At 60.3% G+C, this 22,919-nt stretch carries 19 protein-coding genes and 1 riboswitch; of the genes, 13 read left to right on the forward strand and 6 right to left on the reverse strand.

The window, feature by feature from the left end; all coding sequences use genetic code 11:
* Nucleotides 1-68: 68 nt before the first annotated feature.
* The 3 genes from P3G59_RS02455 to P3G59_RS02465 all read left to right on the forward strand — a co-directional run bounded on the left by P3G59_RS02455 (nucleotide 69) and on the right by P3G59_RS02465 (nucleotide 4,238).
* Nucleotides 69-1,823 carry a carbamoyltransferase gene (locus P3G59_RS02455; RefSeq protein ID WP_277760323.1) on the forward strand — a complete coding sequence of 585 codons (1,755 nt, stop codon included), beginning with the start codon at nucleotides 69-71 and terminating at the stop codon, nucleotides 1,821-1,823.
* The gene (locus tag P3G59_RS02460) at nucleotides 1,816-2,724 is read left to right on the forward strand and encodes a glycosyltransferase family A protein (RefSeq protein ID WP_277760324.1); all 909 of its coding nucleotides are present in this window, start codon (nucleotides 1,816-1,818) and stop codon (nucleotides 2,722-2,724) included. The genes P3G59_RS02455 and P3G59_RS02460 overlap by 8 nt, the downstream gene beginning before the upstream one ends.
* Before the next feature lie 74 nt (nucleotides 2,725-2,798).
* Nucleotides 2,799-4,238, forward strand: a complete 1,440-nt coding sequence (locus tag P3G59_RS02465) for a hypothetical protein (RefSeq protein ID WP_277760325.1) — start codon at nucleotides 2,799-2,801, stop codon at nucleotides 4,236-4,238.
* A gap of 3 nt (nucleotides 4,239-4,241) precedes the next feature.
* On the opposite strand, the gene P3G59_RS02470 is transcribed toward P3G59_RS02465, so the two are convergent.
* Nucleotides 4,242-4,895, reverse strand: coding sequence for a toluene tolerance protein (locus P3G59_RS02470; protein ID WP_277760326.1), 654 nt, complete (start codon nucleotides 4,893-4,895; stop codon nucleotides 4,242-4,244).
* Between the two features lie 125 nt (nucleotides 4,896-5,020).
* Here P3G59_RS02470 and msbA point away from each other — a divergent pair, with 125 nt between their 5' ends.
* The 7 genes from msbA to P3G59_RS02505 all read left to right on the forward strand — a co-directional run bounded on the left by msbA (nucleotide 5,021) and on the right by P3G59_RS02505 (nucleotide 13,300).
* Nucleotides 5,021-6,847 (forward strand): lipid A export permease/ATP-binding protein MsbA, encoded by a 1,827-nt coding sequence (gene msbA, locus P3G59_RS02475; RefSeq protein WP_277760327.1) that lies wholly within the window; start codon nucleotides 5,021-5,023, stop codon nucleotides 6,845-6,847.
* Nucleotides 6,841-7,737 (forward strand): GNAT family N-acetyltransferase, encoded by an 897-nt coding sequence (locus P3G59_RS02480; RefSeq protein WP_277760328.1) that lies wholly within the window; start codon nucleotides 6,841-6,843, stop codon nucleotides 7,735-7,737. The genes msbA and P3G59_RS02480 overlap by 7 nt, the downstream gene beginning before the upstream one ends.
* A 4-nt stretch (nucleotides 7,738-7,741) precedes the next feature.
* The gene (locus P3G59_RS02485) at nucleotides 7,742-9,142 is read left to right on the forward strand and encodes a PIG-L family deacetylase (protein ID WP_277760329.1); all 1,401 of its coding nucleotides are present in this window, start codon (nucleotides 7,742-7,744) and stop codon (nucleotides 9,140-9,142) included.
* A gap of 64 nt (nucleotides 9,143-9,206) precedes the next feature.
* Nucleotides 9,207-10,628: a bifunctional D-glycero-beta-D-manno-heptose-7-phosphate kinase/D-glycero-beta-D-manno-heptose 1-phosphate adenylyltransferase HldE gene (gene hldE, locus P3G59_RS02490; RefSeq protein WP_007915721.1), complete on the forward strand. Its 1,422-nt coding sequence runs from the start codon at nucleotides 9,207-9,209 to the stop codon at nucleotides 10,626-10,628.
* 130 nt (nucleotides 10,629-10,758) lie between these two features.
* Nucleotides 10,759-11,733 (forward strand): glycosyltransferase, encoded by a 975-nt coding sequence (locus P3G59_RS02495; protein WP_277760330.1) that lies wholly within the window; start codon nucleotides 10,759-10,761, stop codon nucleotides 11,731-11,733.
* Nucleotides 11,734-12,441 (forward strand): hypothetical protein, encoded by a 708-nt coding sequence (locus P3G59_RS02500; protein WP_277760331.1) that lies wholly within the window; start codon nucleotides 11,734-11,736, stop codon nucleotides 12,439-12,441. It abuts the gene before it with no gap.
* 58 nt (nucleotides 12,442-12,499) lie between these two features.
* Entirely contained in the window at nucleotides 12,500-13,300 is an 801-nt protein-coding gene (locus P3G59_RS02505) for a hypothetical protein (RefSeq protein WP_277760332.1), read from the forward strand.
* Nucleotides 13,301-13,304: 4 nt separating this feature from the next.
* Here P3G59_RS02505 and P3G59_RS02510 read toward each other — a convergent pair whose 3' ends face one another.
* From P3G59_RS02510 to P3G59_RS02525, 4 genes are all read right to left on the reverse strand, one after another.
* Entirely contained in the window at nucleotides 13,305-14,267 is a 963-nt protein-coding gene (locus P3G59_RS02510; protein ID WP_277760333.1) for a metal ABC transporter ATPase, read from the reverse strand.
* Between the two features lie 31 nt (nucleotides 14,268-14,298).
* Nucleotides 14,299-15,111 carry an aldo/keto reductase gene (locus tag P3G59_RS02515; protein WP_277760334.1) on the reverse strand — a complete coding sequence of 271 codons (813 nt, stop codon included), beginning with the start codon at nucleotides 15,109-15,111 and terminating at the stop codon, nucleotides 14,299-14,301.
* Complete coding sequence (locus P3G59_RS02520) at nucleotides 15,108-16,283, reverse strand: FAD-dependent oxidoreductase (RefSeq protein ID WP_277760335.1); 1,176 nt, start codon at nucleotides 16,281-16,283, stop codon at nucleotides 15,108-15,110. Before P3G59_RS02520 ends, P3G59_RS02515 begins: the two co-directional genes overlap by 4 nt.
* 116 nt (nucleotides 16,284-16,399) lie before the next feature.
* Nucleotides 16,400-16,732 (reverse strand): SMR family transporter, encoded by a 333-nt coding sequence (locus P3G59_RS02525; RefSeq protein ID WP_277760336.1) that lies wholly within the window; start codon nucleotides 16,730-16,732, stop codon nucleotides 16,400-16,402.
* A 108-nt stretch (nucleotides 16,733-16,840) separates the two neighbouring features.
* On the opposite strand from P3G59_RS02525, the gene P3G59_RS02530 reads away from it, so the two are divergent.
* Together P3G59_RS02530 and waaA are read left to right on the forward strand one after the other, a co-directional pair.
* On the forward strand, nucleotides 16,841-17,737 hold the full coding sequence (locus tag P3G59_RS02530; RefSeq protein WP_277760337.1) for a LysR family transcriptional regulator: 897 nt from the start codon (nucleotides 16,841-16,843) through the stop codon (nucleotides 17,735-17,737).
* A gap of 11 nt (nucleotides 17,738-17,748) precedes the next feature.
* A complete protein-coding gene (gene waaA, locus P3G59_RS02535) occupies nucleotides 17,749-19,023 on the forward strand; it encodes a lipid IV(A) 3-deoxy-D-manno-octulosonic acid transferase (protein ID WP_277760338.1) in 1,275 nt (424 codons plus the stop codon).
* A gap of 82 nt (nucleotides 19,024-19,105) precedes the next feature.
* Here the strand turns inward: waaA and P3G59_RS02540 are convergent, their stop codons facing one another.
* A complete protein-coding gene (locus P3G59_RS02540) occupies nucleotides 19,106-20,539 on the reverse strand; it encodes a TolC family outer membrane protein (RefSeq protein WP_277760339.1) in 1,434 nt (477 codons plus the stop codon).
* Between the two features lie 206 nt (nucleotides 20,540-20,745).
* Nucleotides 20,746-20,851, forward strand: a riboswitch (TPP riboswitch).
* A 146-nt stretch (nucleotides 20,852-20,997) separates the two neighbouring features.
* On the opposite strand from P3G59_RS02540, the gene thiC reads away from it, so the two are divergent.
* Nucleotides 20,998-22,887 (forward strand): phosphomethylpyrimidine synthase ThiC, encoded by a 1,890-nt coding sequence (gene thiC, locus P3G59_RS02545; protein ID WP_277760340.1) that lies wholly within the window; start codon nucleotides 20,998-21,000, stop codon nucleotides 22,885-22,887.
* Nucleotides 22,888-22,919: the final 32 nt, after the last annotated feature.

Consider the following 22,919-nt stretch of genomic DNA (forward strand, 5'->3'; position numbering starts at 1 on the left):
TTGTGCGAGGGCACATCAATTTTCAAGGCGCATCGCGCCTGCACGCAGACTAAAGAGGCTAGACCCCTGTGGCATTGACGATTCTTGGCCTGTCCGGCGCCCTTAGCCATGATCCTTCAGCGGCCTTGTACATCGACGGCAAGCTCGTGGCGGCGGCTGAAGAAGAGCGCTTCGTACGCGATAAACATGCAAAGAACCGCATGCCTTACGAATCGGCGAAGTTCTGTCTCGAACAGGCTGGCATCAAGCCGTCCGATGTTGACGTGGTAGCGATTCCGTTCGCCCCGATCAGCATTTTCGGCAAGGCCCGCTGGCAGTACGCCAAGCGTTACTGGTACGCCCCGGACCGCGCGCTCGACGCGATCCTGATGGGCAACCGTCGCTACAAGCGCTATCGCAACAAGATCGTCTGGTGCCTGGAACAACTGGGCTTCGATCCGAAGAAAATCAAGATCGAACCGGTCGAACACCATCTGGCCCACGCTTCCAGCGCTTACCACTGCTCGGGTTTCAAAGAGAAAACCGCGATCCTCGGCATCGACGGCAAGGGCGAGTACGCCACGACCTTCTTCGGCTACGGCGAAAACGGCAAGATCCACAAGATCAAGGAATTCTTCGATCCGGATTCCCTGGGTGGCCTGTACGGCGCGATCACCGAGTTCCTCGGTTTCGATATGCTCGATGGTGAGTTCAAGGTCATGGGCATGGCGCCGTACGGCGATGCCAGCAAGTACGATTTCTCGCGCCTGGCTTCGTTCGAGAACGGCGAGCTGGTGATCAACACCGACTACGCCAACGTCATCGGCCTGCGTCGCTATAAAGAGAAGGGTAAGGGTTACTACTTCTCGCCGAAGCTGATCGAGTGGCTGGGTCCAAAGCGCGAAGGCGACATCGCCGACGAGCCGTACATCCACTACGCCGCCAGCATTCAAGCGCTGTTCGAAAAAATTGCGCTGCAGATGATCGACTACTACCTGGGCGACGTGCTCAAGGAAACCGGCAAACTGGCCTACGCCGGTGGCTGTGCGTTGAACGTCAAGCTCAACCAGAAAATCATCGCCCGCGACGACGTCAAGGAGCTGTTCGTGCAGCCTGCATCCGGCGATGCCGGCACCGCAGTCGGCGCAGCGGCCTATGTATCCAACGCCCGTGGCGTGCCGGTCGAGAAGATGGAACACGTCTACCTCGGCCCGTCGTACAGCAACGAAGACGTCATCGCAGCCTGCGCCCGTCACGAGAACAAGCCGACCTGGCGCAAGCTCGACAACATGCCGGAGCAGATCGCCAAGATCATGGTCGACGGCAACCCGGTGGCCTGGTTCCAGGGGCGCATGGAGTTTGGTCCGCGTGCCTTGGGGGGGCGCTCGATCATTGGTTGCCCAAGCGTGGCTGGCGTTGCTGACCGGATCAACCACCAGATCAAGTTCCGCGAGCGCTGGAGGCCTTTCTGCCCGTCGATGCTCGACACCGTTGCGCCACAGATGATCAAGATCGATCACCCGGCGCCGTTCATGACCTTCACCTTTGAAGTGGCGGAAGAGTGGAAGACCCGCGTGCCGGAAGTCGTCCATGAAGACGGCACTTCCCGTGCCCAGGTGCTCAAGCGCGAATACAATCCGCGCTACTACGACATGATGAAGGCGCTGGAAAACCTGACCGGTAACGGCGTATCACTGAACACCTCGCTCAACCGTCGTGGCGAACCGATGATCTGCTCGCCGACTGACGCCCTGAACATGTTTTTCGGTTCTGACCTGGAATACCTGATCATGGAAGATATTCTGGTCGTAAAAGCGGGTGTAAAAGGATACGAACTTGACTGAAACACTGATCAGCGTCGTCATTCCGGTTTACAACTATGCGCGAACGCTTCCACGTGCAGTGGAATCGGTCTTGGCGCAGTTGGATGAAGCGACCGCGGATCTGCTGGTCATCGACGACGGGTCGACGGACGATACGCCCCAGGTAGTCGAAAAACTCCTGCTCAAGCATGGCGGGCGCTTTCGCGCGTTGCGCAAAAGTAACGGCGGATTGTCGTCGGTGCGCAATCGAGGGCTGGAAGAGACAACCGGACGGTATCTGGTGTTTCTCGACTCTGACGACGAAATGGCCCCCGGGGCGTTGGCGGCGCTTTCACAGCACATCGCCAGTCACCCGCAAAGTCTGATGGTTATCGGCGCGCATTGGTCGGTATTCGCTGATGGACGACGCAGCCTGCAGGCAGCCAAGCCGCTGCCTGCGACGGCCCGCCAGCGCTTGCAGGGCTACCTGTTGAGCAAGACGGTATCCATTTCAAACGGTGCCTGCGCGATGCATCGCGATGTGTTTGTGTTGGGTAATTACCCGGAACATTTGCGCAACGTCGAGGACTTACCGGTGTTCGCCCAAGTGCTGGCGCGTTACCCCTGTACCGTTCTGGACATGCCACTGGCGCTGATCTACAAGCATGCGGACAGCATGCGCCATGATTTACGCCAAAGTCTTGCCGCCGGTACGGAGCAGGTGGTCAGCGAAGTGTTCTCCAGTCGGCGGATGCCCGAGGAAATGGCTGATTTGCGTCAGGCGTTTCTGGCGCAGCGCTGTCTGTCATTGTTTCGTGACTGTTATTCCCATGGCGAGTACAAACTGGCCAAGTCGTTCTATTTTCAGGCCTTGCGTGCGGACTGGCGGACGTTTTCGCGCTGGTCCTACACGCGCAAGGCGTTGCGGTTGCTGTTTCGGTAAACGGGTCGCGGAGACTGCGCGGGCCTTGTAACGGATGTCGGTGAGGTGGCTGGGTGAAAGGTACGGGCGGTAGCGTGGCAACTCGAGTCTCCAGAATCATCGACGAATACCCGGTTTGGCTGGCGTTTCTGGGCAGTGCGCTGTTATCGCTGATTGCGGTTCTGGGCACCGCGACAGTGGGGCGTGATGCCGCGCTGTATATTGATATTGCGCAACAGGTCACCGAGCACGGGCCTAATGTGGCCTGGGCCACTTTCGACTGGCCATGGTTTTCCTTTCTTCTGGCCGGTACGCATACCGTCCTGCATTTGCCGCTTGAGTTGAGCGCCTATCTTTGGTGCGCGCTGTTTTTTGCCGGCACCAGCGCGCTGATGGTGGACTGCGTACGACAACGGTCTGCGCCACTCGCCGGTTGGGCGTGTCTGGTGGTACTGGCAATGCCGGCGGTGAACGCCTTTCGCAATGACATCATCCGTGAGTGCGGCTTCTGGTTCTTCTGCACGTTGACGCTCTGGCTCGCGCTGCGCTGGCAAGCGCGTGGTGGCTGGCTGCGGGCGGCATTCATTCATGTGGCTATCGTCGCGGCAGCGTTGTTTCGGCTGGAGGCTTTGCTGCTGGTTCCGGCGTTGGCGCTGTGGCAGTTGCCCAACCTGTGGTCGTCGAACCGACGGATGCAATTCGTTCAACTTTCGCTGCTACCGGTTTTGGGGATGCTGGCCGTTTCGGTGTCAGGTGTGCTCCTGTCGGCGCGCGTGATGTTGTATCTGGACATGATCGCGCCACATAGCGTGTTTGCCGCATTCCAGATGCTGTGCGACCAGTTTGCCAATTCGCTGATCAACAAGTACTCCCAGGATGAAGCCGGCCGGATTGTGTTCTTCGGTATCCTGGCGACCATGACCATCAGTTTCGTCAAGTTGATGGGGCCTTTCGCCGTCCCTTTCATTCTGCGGCGCAACTGGGGAGTTCTAGGTGTCTACTGGCGCGACTATCGCCCCTTCGCCTGGGCGGCGCTGCTGTACCTGGTGGTGCTGGTGCTGTTTTTCATCAAGCAGCAGTTTATGAATACGCGCTACCTGAGCTTTCTGAACCTGTTGTTTGTGCCCGTGCTGGCGATGGGGCTGGCGGCGTTTGCCCGCGAATTCCCGCGTTGGGGCAAGTGGCTGGTGGTTGTGGCGCTGTTGGTGATGCTGTCGAACGTCATCTCCACCGGAGCCGGCAAGACTCACTACGTCGAGGCCGGCCGCTGGATGTCGGCCCATGTCGAGCCCGGGGCGAAGACCTATTTCGAGGATGGGCGAATCAGCTATTACGCCGGTCGAGGCTACGTGATGCCGGTGCTGACCGCAGAGGAAGCGATGTCGGCAGCTCATGCGGGCGACTATCAGTACTTCCTCATCGAGGCCAAAGGTGACGAGCCTTGGCTGAATGACTGGCTGGCGGCGCACAAGCTGCGCATCATCGAGCATTTCGCCAATCGCAAAGGGGCCACCGTGGTGGTCATCGGCCGCTAGGGTTTAGCCGAGCAGCGGACGCAGGCGCGAGATCAGCGGCGCTTGTCGGTGGCTCGGCAACGCCTGGCGATAGCCTTCGACAAACGTTTCGCCGGCATCCCGGCCGAGCAGCCATTGGCGGTCTTCCTTGTAGCGCAGCAAGTGAGCGAAGTTGCGCAGGCGTTTACTGTCACTGAGCGCGCGCTTCTGACAACGTAGATCGGCGATATCGATCAGTCCCAAGCGGTTGTCGGGGGTTTGCACGACGTTGCCGAAGTGCAGCGACCGAAAGTACACACCTTTTTCGTGCAGCAGGGCGAAGTACCCGCCCAGCTGGAATCTCAGTGTGTCAGCCTCTTCGTCAGTGCCTTGTAACTGACGCACTGTATTGCCTTCCAGCGGGCTGTAATACACACCGTCGCGCTCGATGCTCGGGATGCGATAGACCGCGATGACTTTCGGGCAGAGGATGCCACGCTGTTCGAGGGCTCGGGTGTTGTCGGCAAAGCGTTGTGCATAGGGGTAGAACAGCGCCGAACTGAGCAGCCGCTTGCGGCGGAACAGCTTGAGCATGCGTCCATCGGCCAATCTGAGCACCTTGTCGCCGGAACCGTCGGCCTCCAGTACGTGTGCACCTTTGCGCAGTGCCTCGTAAGTGCTGTGATCAATCGATTGCATATCGGGCTCCCCATCATTAGCGGGGTATCTTAACCGACTTGGTCGAAGGCTGGCTTGAAGTCATGTTTATCGGGGCAAAAACGCGTGTGATATCATCGGCGCCTCACTGAATTGCGCGGATCACCATGAGCAGTCCTGAACCGAAAGCCCAGTCCACGCTGGCGATCTATTTCCGCCTTTTGGCTTACGTGCGGCCTTATGCCGGCCTTTTCCTTCTCAGCATCGTCGGGTTTCTGATCTTCGCATCGACTCAACCGATGCTCGCTTACATCCTCAAATACTTTGTCGACGGTCTGGCCAATCCTGAAGCCAGCCTGTTCCCGGGCAACCCTTATCTGGGCAAGCTGCAGTTGCTCGAAACCGTGCCACTGATGATTGTCTTCATCGCACTGTGGCAGGGCGTGGGCTCGTACCTGGGCAACTTCTTCCTGGCGCGGGTTTCGCTGGGGCTGGTGCATGACCTGCGGGTGGTGCTGTTCAACAAATTGCTGGAGTTGCCCAATCGCTTCTTCGACAAGAACAATTCCGGCCATCTGATTTCCCGGATCACCTTCAACGTGACGATGGTCACCGGTGCCGCAACGGACGCGATCAAAGTCGTCATCCGTGAAGGCATGACCGTGATTTTCCTGTTCTGCACACTGTTGTGGATGAACTGGAAACTCACTTTGGTGATGGTCGCCATCCTGCCGTTGATCGGTTTGATGGTGAACAGCACCAGCAAGAAATTCCGCAAGCAAAGCAAGAAGATCCAGGTCTCGATGGGGAACGTCACGCACGTCGCCTCCGAAACCATTCATGGCTACCGTGTTGTGCGCAGCTTCGGCGGCGAGCAGTACGAAAAGGATCGCTTTCGCGATGCCAGCCAGAGCAACACCGACAAGCAGTTGACGATGACCAAGACCGGCGCGGTGTACACGCCGATGCTGCAACTGGTGACGTACAGCGCCATGGCCGTGGTTATGTTCCTCGTGCTGTATCTGCGCGGTGACGCTTCGCCGGGCGATCTGGTGGCGTACATCACCATGGCAGGCCTGTTGCCCAAGCCGATCCGTCAGTTGTCGGAAGTCAGCTCGACCATCCAGAAGGGTGTGGCCGGTGCCGAAAGTATTTTCGAGCAACTGGATGAGCCGGCGGAAGTGGATCGCGGCACGGTCGAGCAGGATCGTCTCGAAGGTCGTCTGGAAGTGCGCAACCTGAGCTTCCACTACCCCGACACCGACAAAGCGGTGCTCAACGACATCAGCTTTGTTGTCGAGCCGGGGCAAATGGTCGCGCTGGTTGGCCGCTCGGGCAGTGGCAAGTCGACCCTGGCCAGCCTGATTCCGCGCTTTTATCAGCACGATGATGCTCAGGGCCAGATTCTGCTCGATGGTGTGCAGGTGCAGGACTTCACCCTGCGCAGCCTGCGTCGGCAGATCGCATTGGTAACCCAGCAGGTCACTTTGTTCAACGATACGGTGACCAACAACATCGCCTACGGCGATCTGGCTGGCGCGCCGTTCGATGAGGTCAAGCGCGCGGCCACCGAGGCGTATGCCGATGAGTTCATCATCAAGATGCCGCAGGGCTACGAAACCATGGTCGGCGAAAACGGCGTCCTGCTGTCCGGTGGCCAGCGTCAGCGCATCGCCATTGCCCGGGCGCTGCTCAAGGATGCGCCGCTGCTGATTCTCGATGAGGCCACTTCTGCGCTGGATACCGAGTCGGAGCGGCATATTCAGGCTGCACTGGATCATGTGGTGAAAAACCGCACGACCCTGGTGATCGCTCACCGATTGAGCACTATTGAAAAGGCCGACCTGATTCTGGTCATGGACGAAGGTCGTATCGTCGAGCGCGGCTCTCATGCGCAATTGCTCGAGCAGAACGGTTATTACGCCCGTCTGCATGCCAAAGAGTTTGAAGAGGGTGACGAGCCACAGCCGGCACACGCGACCGACGTATGCTGACGATGTTTCGCAGCTTTCGTGAGCGTGGCTGGAGCGAAATCGACCGAGACAGCTACGCCCGCGCCTGGCGGCGTTTCGGCGGCAGCTTTGCCACGCATCCCGAAGTCGTCGAGCGTTTGTCGACATTTCTAGGCATCGAGTTGCGCTACCTGGGCTGGATCGTGGACGGTGATGTGCTGGCCGCCATTCCTTGCTGGGGCCGGCATGTCGCCTTGTCCAAGGAAGTGCTCAAGCGCGAAGGCAAGCGTGGATTGCTGGACATGGGCAATGCGGAAATCATTCTGCCGATTGCACCCGATGTCATCGTGCCGGTGCGTCAGCGCGTGGCGTATGTATCGCAGCTCAATGCCGAGCAGATCAGTACGTTAAAGCCGCAGCCTGAGGGTTTGGCCCTTGCCCGGTTGCCGGAAGAGTATTCGAAGAAGTTTCGCTATAACCAGCGTCGCGAGCAGCGTCTGCTGGAAGAGGCGGGCGGATCGCTGGTGCCGATGTCCGACTTAACGCCGCAGGAACAGGCCGCCGCTTACGGCGATCTGTTTCAGCGCCGCTGGGGGTTTGAGGTGCCGGGCAAGGCCGGGCTGGTTGAGGTCTTCACCTTGCTGCGCGAGTTCATGACCGGTTCGGTGGCGATGCTTGATTCGGCGCCCGTGGCCATTCAGGTGCTGTACCGCGTCGAGGCCCCGCAATGGGTGTCGCTGGAGTACATCAACGGTGGCGTTGACCCGCAGAGCCGCGAGTTCAGTCCCGGCAGTGTGCTGAGCTTCGTCAACACCCAAGAGGCCTGGGCGCACGCGCAAGCACTGGGCAAGCCTTTGCGCTATTCATTCGGTCGTGCCGACCGTGAGTACAAGGATCGCTGGTGCCACACGGTGCCGGTCTACAAGGTCTGAATTCATGAGCGCTCGCAAGCAACAGCTTCTCAAGGCCCATCGGCGCAACAAGCGTCTGTTCCTGATCGCCTTTCTGGTGGGGTTGTTGCTGATCGGAGGGCTGGTCGCGTGGTGGCTGGTGCCGGTGTTGCTGGTGCTGGCCTGGGTCGCACACGAGGCCTGGTTCGCCGATCATCTGTTCTATCGGCCTTCTGACGACTATCAATACAGCTTTCCAGCGCAAGCGGCCCGCCAGAGTGTGAGCCTTGAGGGCGGCCTGGTGTGCCTGAGCGAGCCGCTGGCGCAGGGCGAGACATTGCTGCTCGAACTTGAAGTGAAATCCACTTGGCTGGGGCGCTGGCTCGACCCCTATGTTGAAGTGGGCGACGATCGCCAGGACTTCGAGCGCGGGGTCAGCGGCCGGCGCTTCCTCAATCTTTCCGGGCAGGCCGCTGCGCTGGCGCAAGGTGCGCTGACGTTGCGCGGCCGCTATTGCGCGCCGAGTGCCACGGGCACGCTGTGGGTCATGGTCAACGCTGACTACGCCCGCCAGCGAGTGATGGTCATCGCTCCTCACGCCGATGATGCCGAGCTTGCGGCATTTGGTCTTTACAGCCGCTGCGAAGACGTCAGCATCGTCACGCTGACCCAGGGCGAGATCGAAGCTGAAGACTTTCAGCGTCTGGGTCTGGATCAAGCCGCAGCCGCGCGGTTGAAGGGGCGTTTGCGCAGTTGGGACAGCCTGGTGATTCCCCTGTGGGGCGCAGTGCCCGCCGAGCGTTGCGTGCAACTGGGTTATTACTGCCTGCAACTGCCCTCGATGGCCGCAGAACCGACCCAGGCGTTCGGCTCCCGGGAATCCCGGGAAAACGACATCCGCAGTGTGCGCCGGCACAACCCGTTGACCTTGCCAGCAGACGTCGATGGGCAGCCCACCTGGCAAAATCTGCTGGGCGACCTGACGGCACTGCTTGAGCACTATCGTCCAGAGGTGATTGTCACACCGCATCCTGAGCTCGATCCGCACAGCGATCATGTGGCGTCTACCCAGGCGCTGCTTGAGGCTATCGAGCGCAGTCACTGGAAACCGACAACCCTGCTGATGTACGCCAATCACCTGCACGACAACGATCGCTGGCCGATGGGGCCTGCCGGTGCCGGTATTGCGCTGCCGCCGGCCATCGAGCCATTGCCGGCTGACCGGCTGTGGAGTCCGCTGTTGTCAGCGGATGTGCAACTGGACAAAGCCATGGCACTGGCCATGGAACACGATCTGCAGGGCGGGCAAGTGTTCAAACGGCAATTGCGCCGCTGGATCCAGCAAGGCCTGGCGGGTCGTCGCTGGCCTGCAACAGGCAGTAACGAGTTTTTCCGCAAGGCTGTCCGGCGCCACGAATTGTTCTGGGTACGCGACCTTTCAGATTGAAGCGGACGGCGCTTTACCCTGTGTTAATATCGCGCCCCTGTTCATTTTGTATGTGGGTTGCTCCATGAAGTTGTCCATGCCGCGTTTCGATCAAGCCCCGGTCTTGGTAGTCGGCGATGTCATGCTCGACCGTTACTGGCATGGCGGAACCTCACGGATTTCCCCTGAGGCGCCGGTGCCGGTCGTTAAGGTCGAGCAGATCGAAGACCGTCCGGGCGGCGCCGCGAACGTTGCCTTGAACATTGCCGCGCTGGGTGCGCCGGCGTCCCTGGTCGGTGTGACCGGTGACGACGAAGCCGCCGACAGCCTGAGCAACAGTCTCAAAGGCGCGGGCGTACGTGCCCTGTTCCAGCGCATTGCGCATCAGCCAACCATCGTCAAGCTGCGGGTCATGAGCCGGCACCAGCAACTGCTGCGTATCGACTTTGAAGAGCCGTTCGCCACCGACGCTTTGGCGCTCGGTTCGCAGGTCGATGACCTGCTCGAAGGCATCAAGGTGCTGGTGCTCTCCGACTACGGCAAAGGTGCCCTGAAGAATCATCAGGCACTGATCCAGGCCGCCCGTGCGAAGAACATTCCGGTGCTGGCTGACCCGAAGGGCAAGGATTTCTCGATCTATCGCGGCGCGAGCCTGATCACCCCGAACCTCAGCGAATTCGAAGCCATCGTCGGCGGTTGTGTCGATGAGCATGAGCTGGTGAGCAAGGGGGCGGCGCTGATGCACGACCTCGAGCTCGGTGCATTGCTGGTGACACGCGGCGAACACGGCATGACCCTGCTGCGCCCGGACCAGCCGGCACTGCATTTGCCGGCTCGTGCCCGTGAGGTGTTCGACGTTACCGGTGCCGGTGACACGGTAATTTCTACCTTGGCCGCCGCGATTGCCGCCGGTGAAGACCTGCCCCACGCCGTCGCGCTGGCCAATCTGGCCGCCGGCATCGTGGTTGGCAAACTCGGTACGGCTGCCATCAGTGCCCCGGAACTGCGTCGCGCCATTCAGCGTGAAGAAGGTTCCGAGCGTGGTGTGTTGGGTCTGGAACAGTTGCTGCTCGCCGTGGCCGATGCCCGCGCGCACAACGAGAAGATCGTTTTCACCAACGGCTGCTTCGACATCCTGCACGCCGGGCATGTGACCTACCTGGAACAGGCGCGCGCGCAGGGCGATCGTCTGATTGTCGCGGTCAACGATGATGCTTCGGTCAGCCGCTTGAAAGGGCCGGGCCGACCGATCAACAGTGTTGACCGGCGCATGGCCGTTCTCGCCGGACTCGGCGCGGTGGACTGGGTGATCAGTTTCCCTGAGGGCACACCGGAAAACCTGCTGCGCGAGGTCAAGCCGGACGTGCTGGTCAAGGGCGGTGACTACGGAATTGATCAGGTGGTCGGCGCTGATATCGTCAGCGCTTATGGCGGCACCGTGAAGGTGTTGGGGCTTGTGGAAAACAGCTCGACAACTGCGATTGTCGAGAAGATTCGCAGTCGTTGATCAGATGAATTTTTACCGTTGTGTACTGCGTGTGAACGGATTTTGCCTTGGGGATTTTACCGTTTCCGTTGATGTAGGCAGCTTTGAATCCGATGCGCTTGCCTGCCTACGTCGCGTGGTCAATTAACTTATGAAAGTCATGCTCCTGGTGATGGACGAGCAGCGGGTCATTCTCGACCGGCTCTACGACATCGTGCAGCAGAACTGTGATGAATGTTTCATCTATCGCTTGAGCAAAAAGCAGCAGTTGAATCTGGGTTCGTTTCTCGCCTCGGTCGATTACCAGACCTTCGATCGCGTGGTGATTTTCTCCCGGGTCAAGCGCTTGGCCACGCAGTTGCAGGTGCTCAAATGCATACCCGGGCTGGTCTTTCTGGAGCACGATGCGTACCAGAACTACATGCCGGCGAGTAAGTACCGTGGCGTGTATTCCCGACTTTACAGCCGCCTGCCGAGCTGTCGGGCGCTGGTGTCCGGTGCCGTGGTCGCGCGCAAGATGCTGGCCGAAGGCATCGACACGGTGTTCGTCTCCAAAGGTTACGACGAGCAGATGCTGCACAACACCGGTGTTGAGCGGGACATTCCCGTTGGCTTTCTCGGCAGCCTGAAAAGTACCGAGTACGCCGAGCGCAAAGCCATGCTCGAATCGCTCTCCAGGCGCACCGGCATGCTGGTGACCCGCACCAAGTCAGGCGCGGAATACCTGCAAACGCTCAATCGCATCAGGATTTTCGTCAGCGCCGACATCGGCATGAACGAGTTCATGATCAAGAACTATGAGGCCATGGCTTGCGGCTGTGTGTTGCTGGCCTGGAGCCAGGGCGAAGAAGACCGCTTGCTCGGTTTTGAAGACATGCACAACACCGTGTTCTACCGCAGCGAAGAAGAGGCGGTGGAGAAGATCAAGCTGTTGCAGAGCGATCCGGAACTCGCGGAGCGCATTGCCCGCAACGGTCAGGAATTTGCGCAAAGCCGCTATTCCTTCGCCCGCGTCGGTCAGGCACTGGCCACGGAAATCCAGCGTGAGATGCGCCCATGGCAACCGCCTTCAGCGTTCACACGGTTCTGGGTAAAGCTGCGTTACGGGATGAAGGTGCCAGTCTGAATGAAGGATCAACAATCGTCGCAACCCGGCGAGTTCATGGCGCTGGATGCGCTGCCCGGTGGCGATCAGTCGGTTCTGGAGGCTTTGCCTGCTGAGCTTCTCGACTGCCTGGGCCGTGCGCCCCGGGTCGTGTTGATTGCCAACAATCCGGCCATCACGGCGGCAGATTTTCAGGCACTGAATATTGGCGTCGATGACGTCGTGGTCAGCTTCAATACCTGCATCAAGGCAGCGCTGCTCAACGAGCAAAGCGTCAATGTTTTCGTGCATGGCTACAACGCACCGGATGCGTATTTTTTTGGTCTGCCTTACGCGCCCCCGGTACAGCGGATGTTCGAACAGGCGAGTGAACGCTGTTTCAGCATGCTGGTGGGGTGTGCCGCACCGATGTGCCCACTGCCACGTGTGGCCATGTACTGGGATCGCATTCCATTGCCGCCGCTGTGGAACTACCCGGTCGACCGCCCCGGCGGCAAGCGCTACGTCGGGCCTTCAACCGGTTTCAACACGCTGGTGTTGTTCGACTGGTTGCGCGGCCTGGCCGGTTACGGCTACCAGCTCATGACCCTGGGTTTTTCCAACGAAGCAGGAAAACTCTGGGGTGGCCATGCCTGGGATTATGAGCGCAACTGGCTGCAGCAATCGGACATCATCGTGGTGCCGCTGCAACCCCGGCGCTGGTGGCAAAAGCTGTTTCGGCAAAAGTAAGCAACAACGTGTATCCGGTTGCCGGCAGGCCCGAACTACTTTCAAAAGGTGCTGTTGAGTGTTGAAAATTGCCGTAGCTTTTTTCGGGATCCCGAGAAATTCGCCGATCTGTTTCCCCTCCATCGAACAGAATGTTCTGGCACAGTTGCCTGCGGGCAGCGATGTGAAGTGCTTTTATCACTTGTACAAAATCGATGAGGTGCAGAACACACGGTCTGGCGAAAAAGGCGAGTTGTCGGCAGACAACTACCAGCCCTTCGAGTCGATGACCGGTGCACTGACTTCGACCGCAGGGGTGCTGGAGCGCTGGGATTTCGATCAGGTCAAAGCACAGGGCGACACCTGGGCCGATGACTATGCGTCGCTGCGCAATCTGATCTATCAGCTCAACTCGCTGCATACCGTGACCACGATGATCGAATCCTTCGATCCGGATTTCGTTGTGTTCGTGCGCCCGGACAATTTCTTTCACAACGCATTGCCTGGCTATGTCTTCGCTCACCCTGAGGCTCGCAGGCACAACGCTTATATACCGGACTGGCAGTGGTGGGGCGGGTTGAACGACCGCTTTGCGGTGTGTGGGCGCGATACTTATGTCGCGTATGGCAAGCGGATCGAGCGCATTTTCGAATTCTGCAAGGCGACAGGTCGCAAACTGCATTCCGAGCGCTTGCTCAAATATGCGCTACAGCAGGTCGATGCCAGGATCTGCACGTTGCCGACTCAGGCATCACGAGTGCGCATTACCGGCGCATTTGCCGAGGAGTCGTTCTCGCCCAAGCGCGGCATGGGCAAGCGCGAAAACCGCTACTTCCATTTCTTCGCCGCGTTGCGCACGTGGTGGGATCGCCGCCGCTAAACGGCTATTTGGCGGTTTTTTTGCCCAGCCCGACTAATCGCAGCGCCTTGATACTCAACTGCTTGAGCCCCTGACGCGGGGCTTTCGCCGGTTGCAGGCCTTGCTGCACCAGCCAGTCCTTCCAGCGTATTCGCTCCTCGCGCACGACCCAGCCGGTTTGTGTCGCAAAGCTCTCGGCCAGATACAGACCTCGGGTGCTGGCGGCAACGAGTTTGTCGCGCTTGAGCGTGTACAACTCGGCCAGTGGCGCGCCGTCCTTGAGTGGCATCAAGTACAGGTCGGGGCGCTTGCGGTCGAGTCGGGCGACCAGTTGATCACCCTCTAGACGCTCGTCGACGTGAAACAGACTCAGGGACTTGGCTTCCTTGGGGACATCCAGGCGCAAGTCGTAGATCAATTGCAGTGACGCGGTCGGCAGATGCACGTAAGCCCGTGGCCGTTCGAGCAATTGCAGGTTGGCGCAACGTATGGGGCGCGCCGAGCCGGACAACGGGGTCAGGCGAAACGGCAGGGCTTCGCGATAATGCAGGGCCGCTGAGTAGGGGGCTGGCAGCCAGGTGTCGTTGAAGCGCCCGCCGAGCCAGCCTTCCGGTGTCTCGAGCAAACACTCTTCGGCAATTTCCTGAATGGCCGTGTGTAGCGGGATATTCAGCTCATGAGCCGGCACGTAACCGGAAATCAATTTGAGCACGACGTCGCCACGATCCTGTCGGCGCTGGCGCACCAGCACCCAATAATCGCGATTCTGCCAATGCAGGGTCAGACGTACCGAAACGCCGAGATTGGCCAGCTCCAGCGAGAAACGCTCAGTGTCGGCCACGCTCACCGGTTTGCGCCGCTGCAAGGTCTGCGCGAAGTTCAGCGGCATGCCGACGCTCTGATAGGTCAGGCCTTCGGGGGTGGCTTCGACGAACAGCGGCAGGGTCTTGAAGTTGCTCGGGTTCTTTCTGATGAGCGTGCGCGGCATATCGGCTCCTGCTTAAGGCCGCGAGGCGGCGTCAGTGACCACGCAGGACCTGGGCGACGGTCGCAACGTTGTGGGCGAGGTGCAGCGGATTGATCGTGCCGACAATAGCACTGGCTACGCCAGGTTGCGCGAACAGCAATTCGAAGCTGGCGCGCACCGGATCGACGCCCGGGCTCAGGCAAACATGACCGCTGGCCAAGGCTTTTTTCACCAGAATGGCTTTGCCGTGGACAGCAGCATAGTCAATGACAGCTTTCTCGTTTTGTTCGTTCAGATTGTAGGTGACCATCGCGCAGTCGCCTTGCTCCAGTGCTTTCAAACCGCCCTCGACGGTTTTTCCGGAAAAGCCGAAGCCGCGAATCTTGCCTTCGGCCTTGAGCGCCGCGAGGGTGGCGTACACCTCTTCGTGCTCGAGAATTGCCATGTCGTTGCCGTCGGAATGCACCAACACCAGGTCGATAAAATCGCTTTCAAGACGTTGCAGGCTGCGTTCCACCGACATCCGTGTATGTGCTGCGCTGAAATCGTGGCGCGACAGACCATCGGCAAACTCTTCGCCGACCTTGCTGACGATTACCCAGTCCTGACGCTGGCCACGCAACAGCGGCCCGAGGCGCTCTTCGCTGCGGCCATAGGCCGGGGCGGTGTCGATCAGGTTGATGCCCAATTCCCGCGCCTGACGCAGCAGCATGCGCGCTTCGTCGTCGCCGGGAATCTGAAAACCGTTGGGGTATTTCACGCCTTGGTCACGGCCGAGTTTGACCGTGCCCAGACCCAGTGGCGAAACCATCAGGCCGGTGCTGCCCAGCGGTCGATGAAGGTCGTGCAGGTTGGCAATGGTCATGGCAGCAGTTGCTCCCAGGCGGGAACGCCCATGGGTGGTTTTGGCAGCGCCGGCAAAGGTTCGGCGGCTTGCGGCTGGATGCCGTCGCGCTCGAGAGAGGCGATGACCCGGTCAGCGAAGTCCGGTGCCAGCGCCAGTTTGGTTGGCCAGCCGACCAGCAAGCGGCCTTGTTCGGCGAGGAAGGCATTGTCCGGGCGCGTGAGGCCGGTTTGCAGCGGCTCGGCACGGTCGACCCGCAGGGTCGCCCATTGCGTGGTGCTCAGGTCGATCCACGGCAACAACTGTGCGATCTCTTTCTGCGCGGTGGCGATCTGCTCGGCCGGCTCGCGGTGCACGCCTTCGCTTTCGGCGATGTCGCCGCCCATGTACCAGACCCACTGACCGTCAGCGGCCGGGTGCGTGGTCACGGTGATCCGCGGTTTGCTGCCGCCGCCCAGGCAGTGGGCGTACAACGGTTTGAGGCCCGGGCCTTTGGCGATGATCATGTGCAGCGGCCGGCGTTGCATGGCCGGCTGGCTCAGGCCGAGGTCTTCAAGCAGTTGGGCGGTACCGGCGCCGGCGCTGAGGACGATGCGTTGCGCGCGAATCTCGCGGCCGTCGACTTTCAACCCGACCAGCACGCCCGCTTCCAGCAGCGGCTCGATGGTTTGCCCGGCGAGCAGGCCATCGCCGGCCAAATCGGCCAGACGCTGGATCAGGCTTGGCACATCCACGACGAGTTCGGCGAGGCGATAGACCTTGCCCTTGAAGCGCTTGTCTTGCAGCGCTGGCGGCAATTGATCGCCCTTGACCTGATCAACCCGGCCACGCACGGCTTTACTGGCGAAGAAACTGGTGAGGTTGCCGGCGAGGGTCCCCGGCGACCACAGGTAATGGGCCTCGGACAACAGGCGCACGCCGGACAGGTCCAGCTCGCCATTGCCGGCCAGCGCTTCACGCCAGCGGCGCGGCATGTCGGCAATGGCTTCCGAGGCACCGGTCAACGCGCCGTGCAGCGCGTACTTGGCGCCGCCGTGGATGATGCCCTGGGATTTAACGCTTTGCCCGCCGCCGAGGCTGGCGCTTTCCACCAGCACGGTCGAAAAACCCTGACGGCGCAGACGCGCGTTCAGCCAGAGGCCGGCGACACCAGCGCCGACAATCAGAACGTCGGTGGAAATAACGGATGGCATGCAGCGACCTCGGGGCTTAGAGAAGCCGCAAGTTTCAAGCTTCAAGCTTCAAGCTGCAACCCGGAGCTGGAAAATCAGCTCTGCTTGCAGCTCGGAGCTTGATGCTTGTCGCTGCTTTAATGGCCGGCCGTCTTGGAGAACAGCTGGATCACAACCACGCCGAGCACGATCAACGCCATCCCCAACATCGCCGGGATATCCAGCTTTTGTCCGTAGATGAACAGCGCCGCCACGCTGACCATCACAATGCCCATGCCGGCCCACACCGCATAGGCGACACCCACTGGCACCGAGCGCACCACCAGCGTCAGCATCCAGAATGCAATCGCGTAGCCGACGATCACCAGAATCAGCGGCAGGGGAGTGCTGAAGCCCTTGACCGCTTTCATCGAAACGGTGGCTATCACTTCGGCGCAGATGGCGATGGCCAGATAGACATAGGCGTTCATGTGTAAGTCCTCATATGAAACGTTGCTTGCTGAGGCGGCATTCTAGAGATTCGCCAGATGGGGTAAAGTCATTACCTATCTGTTTACAAGATGGGTTGTTGAGCCAGCATGCAATGGAATCTCGATCAGCTACGCGTATTTGTTGATGTCGCCGAACAGCGTTCGTTCTCTGCCGTAGCGCGCAAGCAGCGCAAGGCGCAGTCAGCCATCAGCAGCGCCATCGCCATGCTTGAAGACGATCTGGGCGTCAGCCTGTTCGAGCGTAGCAGCGGCCGCCAGCCGACGCTTACCGAAGCGGGAGAAGCGCTGCTCGAAGAAGCGCGAGAAGTCCTGCGCCAGTGCGAGCGTCTGAATGGCCGGGCGATGGCAATGATGCGTGGCCAGGAAGCGCAATTGCGCGTGGCCCAGGATGAGGCGATGCCCTATCAGGCGCTGGTGGAAAGTTTCGGTGAACTGGCCGAGCAATTCCCCAGCCTTGAAGTGCAACTGACCAGCGCCGCCCAAGGCGAAGTCGCGCGAAAACTGGTCGAGCGTCGCGCCGACCTCGGCCTGCTTTTCTATCACGATGAAATCCCCGAAGCCTTGGAGCGCCGCGTCCTCGGCAGCGTGGAAATGGTCACGGTATGTGGCATCAACCACCCGCTGGCAGCGCAGTCCTACGTGACCTGCCAACAATTGGCGCAACACCGACAGTTGCTGATGTCGACGCAAACCAGCGTCTATCCCGGCAACGAGCCGGCCAGCCCGCAGGTGTGGCGCGCCGACAGTTTCTACGTGATGTCCGAATGGCTGGTGCGCGATCTCGGCTGGGCCTGGTTGCCGCGCCACGTGGTGCAGTATTCGGCGTATCAGGGCTTGATGGTTGAACTCGACAGTGAATGGACGCCGCCGGCGCTGGTGGTTGAGCTGGTCTGGCGCCGCGACGAACCGCTCGGCCCGGCCGCGCGTTGGCTGGCCGAACGTTTTGCCGTGCACTTGCGGGCGATCGCCGGCAAAAGTCGATAAACTCCGCCGCCATGAATAGAACTCTCTACACCGCGCTGTTTTACCTGGGGCTGCCATTGGTGGCGATTCGGCTATGGCTACGGGCGCGCAAGGCGCCGGCGTATGCCAAACGGATTGGCGAACGTTTCTCCTGCGCGATGCCGGCGCTGCGGCCCGGCGGGATTTGGGTGCATGCGGTGTCGGTGGGCGAAAGCATCGCCGCCGCGCCGATGATTCGCGCCTTGCTGCAACGTTATCCACAGTTGCCGATCACCGTGACCTGCATGACCCCGACCGGATCGGAGCGGATTCAGGCGCTGTTCGCCAACGAGCCGCGCATCCAGCATTGTTATCTGCCCTATGACTTGCCGTGTGCGGCGGCGCGTTTTCTTGATCGCGTACAGCCAAAACTCGCAGTGATCATGGAGACCGAACTGTGGCCTAACCACATTCATCAGTGCGCCAGGCGTGGAATCCCGGTGGCGCTGGCCAACGGACGTTTGTCCGAGCGCTCGGCCCGCGGCTATGGCCGCTTCAGCAAGCTGACCGCGCCGATGCTGGCTGAGATGAGTCTGTTCGCCGTACAGACCGAAGCCGAAGCCCAGCGCTTCCGCGAACTGGGGGCACGCCCGGAGACGGTCGAGGTCACCGGTTCGATCAAGTTCGACCTGACTATTGATCCGCAACTGTTGCAACGCGCCAGTGAATTGCGCGGCCAGTGGCAGGCGCTGGAGCGTCCGGTATGGATCGCCGCCAGTACCCACGAAGGCGAGGACGAAGTGGTGCTCAGTGCCCATCGTCGTTTGCTGGCCAATCATCCGGATGCGCTGTTGATTCTGGTGCCGCGTCATCCCGAGCGTTTCAACTCGGTGTTCGAGCTGTGCCAACGGGAAGGCTTCGCCACGGTGCGACGCTCCACCGGGGTTAACGTCGATGCCCAGACTTCAGTGCTGCTCGGCGACACCATGGGCGAGTTGTTGTTTCTCTATGCCCTGGCGGACAGTGCGTTTGTCGGCGGCAGCCTGGTGGCCAACGGCGGACACAACCTGCTGGAGCCGGCAGCCTTGGCAAAACCGGTGATCAGCGGCCCGCACCTGTTCAACTTCCTCGACATCGCCGCGCAATTGCGTGAAGCCGGAGCGTTGGCCGAAGTGGATGATGCCGAAGGGCTGGCGGTGGAGGTGCAGCGCTTGTTCGAATTGCCGCGTGATGCGCAGCGTATGGCCGACGCCGGGCTGGCGGTGATGCGCCGCAATCAGGGCGCGTTGCAGCGCTTGCTGGATGGCTTGGGCCGACTGATCAAATAAAGCCAAAAGATCGCAGCCTGCGGCGGCTCCTGCATTGGAATACGTTCCCTGTAGGAGCTGCGGCACGCTGCGATCTTTTGATTTAAGGCCGAGCCTTGAGCTGCGCCTCGGCAGCCTTGGCCAGATCCGGCGGCAGAAAATCCCTGTCCGGGTTGTAGTCGGCTTTCAGATAACGCCGCAGATCTTCCAGATCACCCGGGTTCAGCGTTCCCGCCGCCTGCTTCAAACGCAGGTTGTCGAGGATGTAGTCATAGCGCGTGTTGTTGTAGTTGCGCACCGAGGTGTACAGCTGACGCTGTGCATCGAGCACGTCAACGATATTGCGCGTACCGACCTGATAACCGATTTCCGTCGCTTCGACAGCACTCTGGTTGGAGATGATCGACTGGCGGCGCGCCTGCACCTGCTCGACATCGGTGTTGACCGCGCGGTGCAGGTTGCGGGTGTTTTCGACGATCTGCCGACGCAGCGATTCGCGCTGTTGTTCGCTCTGATTCAGTTGTTCATACGACTGGCGCACTTGTGAACTGGTCAACCCGCCACTGTAGATCGGAATGTTCAGTTGCAGGCCCAGCGTGCTCTGTTCGACGTTGCCCCGGTACGGCGTGCCGAAGGCATTCGGGTTGGCAAAACCGAGGGCGTCGTTGTCGCCTTTTTCGTATTTGGCCACGGCGTCGAGGGTCGGCAGATGGCCGGCCTTGCGCTGCTTCAGGGTCTGTTCGGCCGAGCTGACGGCGAAGTTGCTGGCGAGCAGATTGAGGTTCTGTTTCGCCGCCGTATCGACCCAGGCCTTGGCGTCGTTTGGCGCCGGCGGCAGGATCGGCAGGGTGTGGACGATGCCCTGAATCGAGTTGTATTGGCGGTTGGTCAGAGTGATCAGCGCTTCAAACGCATCATCGACCTGGCGCTGCGCAACGATGCGGTTGGCCCGCGCGGTGTCATAGCTGGCTTGCGATTGCAGCACGTCGGTCTTGTCCGACAGGCCGACGTCGAAGCGCTCGTTGGACTGATCGAGTTGGCGCTTGAATGCGGCTTCTTCTGCCTTGGTCGAGGCCAGATTGTCCTGACTGCGCAGCACGTTGAAATAGCTTTCGGCCGATTGCAGGATCAGGTTCTGTTCGGTCGCCGACAGTTGCAATGCAGCCTGCTCGTTGACGTCCTTGGCTGCCTGGTACTGGAACCAGCGATCGGCGCGGAACAACGGTTGGGCGAGTGTCGCCTGATAGGAATGCGCGCTGCGATTGGCGATGGCCGAAGGCTGGTCGATCGACGTGCGCACGTCGGCGACTTCGGCGCCGCCGGACAGATTCGGCAGCAAACCGGCGCGGGCCTGTGGCACCACTTCTTTTTGTGCGCCGTACTGGGCGCGGGCGGCGGCCAGGTCGGCGTTGTTGTCGACCGCTTCCTGATAGACGCTGACCAGATCGGTTTTGCTCGACAAGGGCGCTTCTGCTGCCCAGGCCATTGCGTTGGACGCACAAGACACGGCAAGAGCCAGTGAAAGTTTGCGCAGCATGAGGCGATCCCTAGCATGAATATTATGGAAATAATGTGCGCGCCAAGGCTACGGCGCGGCCCCCGCAGCGTCAAGGCGCAACGGGGCTAGGCGAGTGTAGTTGTGCATTGCTGCGGCAACAATCCTGCAAGTCCTGCCAATTGCGCCATTCATCATGGTGTTTGCTGCGGTGTTGGCGTTCTTTGCCAGTTGTGTCTAGACTGGCCGGGTTCTTGTCGGGGTGCCTTGCTATGAGGCTGAGATCGAATAATTTCGGATCCCGTTGAACCTGATCAGGTTAGCGCCTGCGTAGGGAACAAGATTTCTCGTCACCCGGCGAGTCCTCTTGTGCTTCGTCCGGGAAATTGTTCGACAATCGAACGCTCGACGACGATGCACAGCACCGGTCCTGGTGCGTCCGTGCCTTTCAGGTTCTGCTCCGACAATCCACTGCCTGGATGCTGTCTGGAGAGCCCGTGATGACTACAAAATCAAAAAACGCGATCAACCTGAGTGACTCGGCCAAGGTCGACGAGCAATCGGTCAAGCCGTTCACCCGTTCGCAAAAAGTCTACGTTCAGGGCTCGCGCCCGGACATCCGCGTGCCGATGCGCGAAATCACTCTCGACGTGACCCCGACCGACTTCGGCGGCGAAATCAACGCGCCGGTGACCGTCTACGACACCTCGGGTCCGTACACCGATCCGAACGTGGTGATCGATGTGCGCAAAGGTCTGGGCGATGTGCGTTCGGCGTGGATCGACGACCGTGGCGACACCGAGCGTCTGCCAGGTCTGAGCTCGAACTTCGGCCAGGAACGCCTCGCCGACCCGGAACTGACCAAACTGCGTTTCGCCCACGTCAACAATCCGCGCCGGGCCAAGGCCGGGGCCAACGTCAGCCAGATGCACTACGCGCGTAAAGGCATCATCACCGCCGAGATGGAATACGTCGCCATCCGCGAAAACATGAAGCTGCAAGAGGCCCGCGCTGCCGGTCTGCTGACGCAGCAACACGCTGGCCACAGCTTCGGCGCGAGCATCCCGAAAGAAATCACCGCTGAGTTCGTCCGCGAAGAAATCGCCCGTGGTCGCGCGATCATTCCGGCCAACATCAACCACGTCGAACTGGAACCGATGATCATCGGCCGCAACTTCCTGGTGAAGATCAACGGCAACATCGGCAACAGCGCCCTGGGTTCGTCCATCGAAGAAGAAGTGGCGAAACTGACCTGGGGCATTCGCTGGGGTTCGGACACCGTGATGGACTTGTCCACCGGCAAGCACATTCACGAAACCCGCGAGTGGATCATCCGCAACTCGCCAGTGCCGATCGGTACCGTGCCGATTTATCAGGCGCTGGAAAAGGTCAATGGCGTCGCCGAAGACCTGACCTGGGAGTTGTTCCGCGACACGCTGATCGAGCAGGCCGAGCAGGGCGTCGATTACTTCACCATCCACGCCGGCGTGTTGTTGCGCTACGTGCCGCTGACCGCCAAACGCGTGACCGGCATCGTGTCCCGTGGCGGTTCGATCATGGCCAAGTGGTGCCTGGCGCACCACAAAGAGAACTTCCTCTACACCCACTTCGACGAAATCTGCGAAATCATGAAGGCCTATGACGTCAGCTTCTCGCTGGGCGATGGCCTGCGTCCGGGCTCGATTGCCGACGCCAACGATGAAGCGCAATTCGGCGAACTGGAGACCCTCGGCGAACTGACCAAGATCGCCTGGAAACACGACGTGCAGTGCATGATCGAAGGCCCGGGCCACGTGCCGATGCAGTTGATCAAAGAGAACATGGACAAGCAGCTGGAGTGCTGCGACGAGGCGCCGTTCTACACCCTCGGCCCACTGACCACCGATATCGCGCCGGGTTACGACCACATCACCTCGGGTATCGGTGCGGCGATGATCGGCTGGTTCGGATGCGCGATGCTCTGCTACGTGACGCCGAAGGAGCACTTGGGCCTGCCGAACAAGGATGACGTGAAGACCGGGATCATCACCTACAAGATCGCTGCCCACGCAGCGGACCTTGCGAAAGGCCATCCGGGCGCGCAGATTCGCGACAACGCCTTGAGCAAGGCGCGCTTCGAATTCCGTTGGGAAGACCAGTTCAACCTGGGACTTGATCCGGACACCGCCCGTTCGTATCACGATGAAACCCTGCCGAAGGATTCGGCGAAGGTCGCGCACTTCTGTTCGATGTGCGGGCCGAAATTCTGCTCGATGAAGATCACTCAGGAAGTCCGCGAATACGCGGCCAACCAGCGGATCGACGCGGTCGACGTGGACGTCGCCCAAGGCCTGGCGGAACAGGCCGAGCGGTTCAAGAAGGAAGGCAGTCAGCTGTACAAGAAAGTCTAGCCCCGAGCGGCAAGCTACAAGCGGCAAGATCA

Source organism: Pseudomonas sp. A34-9, assembly GCF_029543085.1.
Taxonomy (GTDB): domain Bacteria; phylum Pseudomonadota; class Gammaproteobacteria; order Pseudomonadales; family Pseudomonadaceae; genus Aquipseudomonas.

Coding starts and splice junctions, on each gene's coding strand:
- P3G59_RS02470 (WP_277760326.1), bottom strand. CDS start 4,895: ATGCAATCGATTGATCACAGCACTTACGAGGCACTGCGCAAAGGTGCA.
- msbA (WP_277760327.1), top strand. CDS start 5,021: ATGAGCAGTCCTGAACCGAAAGCCCAGTCCACGCTGGCGATCTATTTC.
- P3G59_RS02480 (WP_277760328.1), top strand. CDS start 6,841: ATGCTGACGATGTTTCGCAGCTTTCGTGAGCGTGGCTGGAGCGAAATC.
- P3G59_RS02485 (WP_277760329.1), top strand. CDS start 7,742: ATGAGCGCTCGCAAGCAACAGCTTCTCAAGGCCCATCGGCGCAACAAG.
- hldE (WP_007915721.1), top strand. CDS start 9,207: ATGAAGTTGTCCATGCCGCGTTTCGATCAAGCCCCGGTCTTGGTAGTC.
- P3G59_RS02495 (WP_277760330.1), top strand. CDS start 10,759: ATGAAAGTCATGCTCCTGGTGATGGACGAGCAGCGGGTCATTCTCGAC.
- P3G59_RS02500 (WP_277760331.1), top strand. CDS start 11,734: ATGAAGGATCAACAATCGTCGCAACCCGGCGAGTTCATGGCGCTGGAT.
- P3G59_RS02510 (WP_277760333.1), bottom strand. CDS start 14,267: ATGCCGCGCACGCTCATCAGAAAGAACCCGAGCAACTTCAAGACCCTG.
- P3G59_RS02515 (WP_277760334.1), bottom strand. CDS start 15,111: ATGACCATTGCCAACCTGCACGACCTTCATCGACCGCTGGGCAGCACC.
- P3G59_RS02520 (WP_277760335.1), bottom strand. CDS start 16,283: ATGCCATCCGTTATTTCCACCGACGTTCTGATTGTCGGCGCTGGTGTC.
- P3G59_RS02525 (WP_277760336.1), bottom strand. CDS start 16,732: ATGAACGCCTATGTCTATCTGGCCATCGCCATCTGCGCCGAAGTGATA.
- P3G59_RS02530 (WP_277760337.1), top strand. CDS start 16,841: ATGCAATGGAATCTCGATCAGCTACGCGTATTTGTTGATGTCGCCGAA.
- waaA (WP_277760338.1), top strand. CDS start 17,749: ATGAATAGAACTCTCTACACCGCGCTGTTTTACCTGGGGCTGCCATTG.
- P3G59_RS02540 (WP_277760339.1), bottom strand. CDS start 20,539: ATGCTGCGCAAACTTTCACTGGCTCTTGCCGTGTCTTGTGCGTCCAAC.
- thiC (WP_277760340.1), top strand. CDS start 20,998: ATGACTACAAAATCAAAAAACGCGATCAACCTGAGTGACTCGGCCAAG.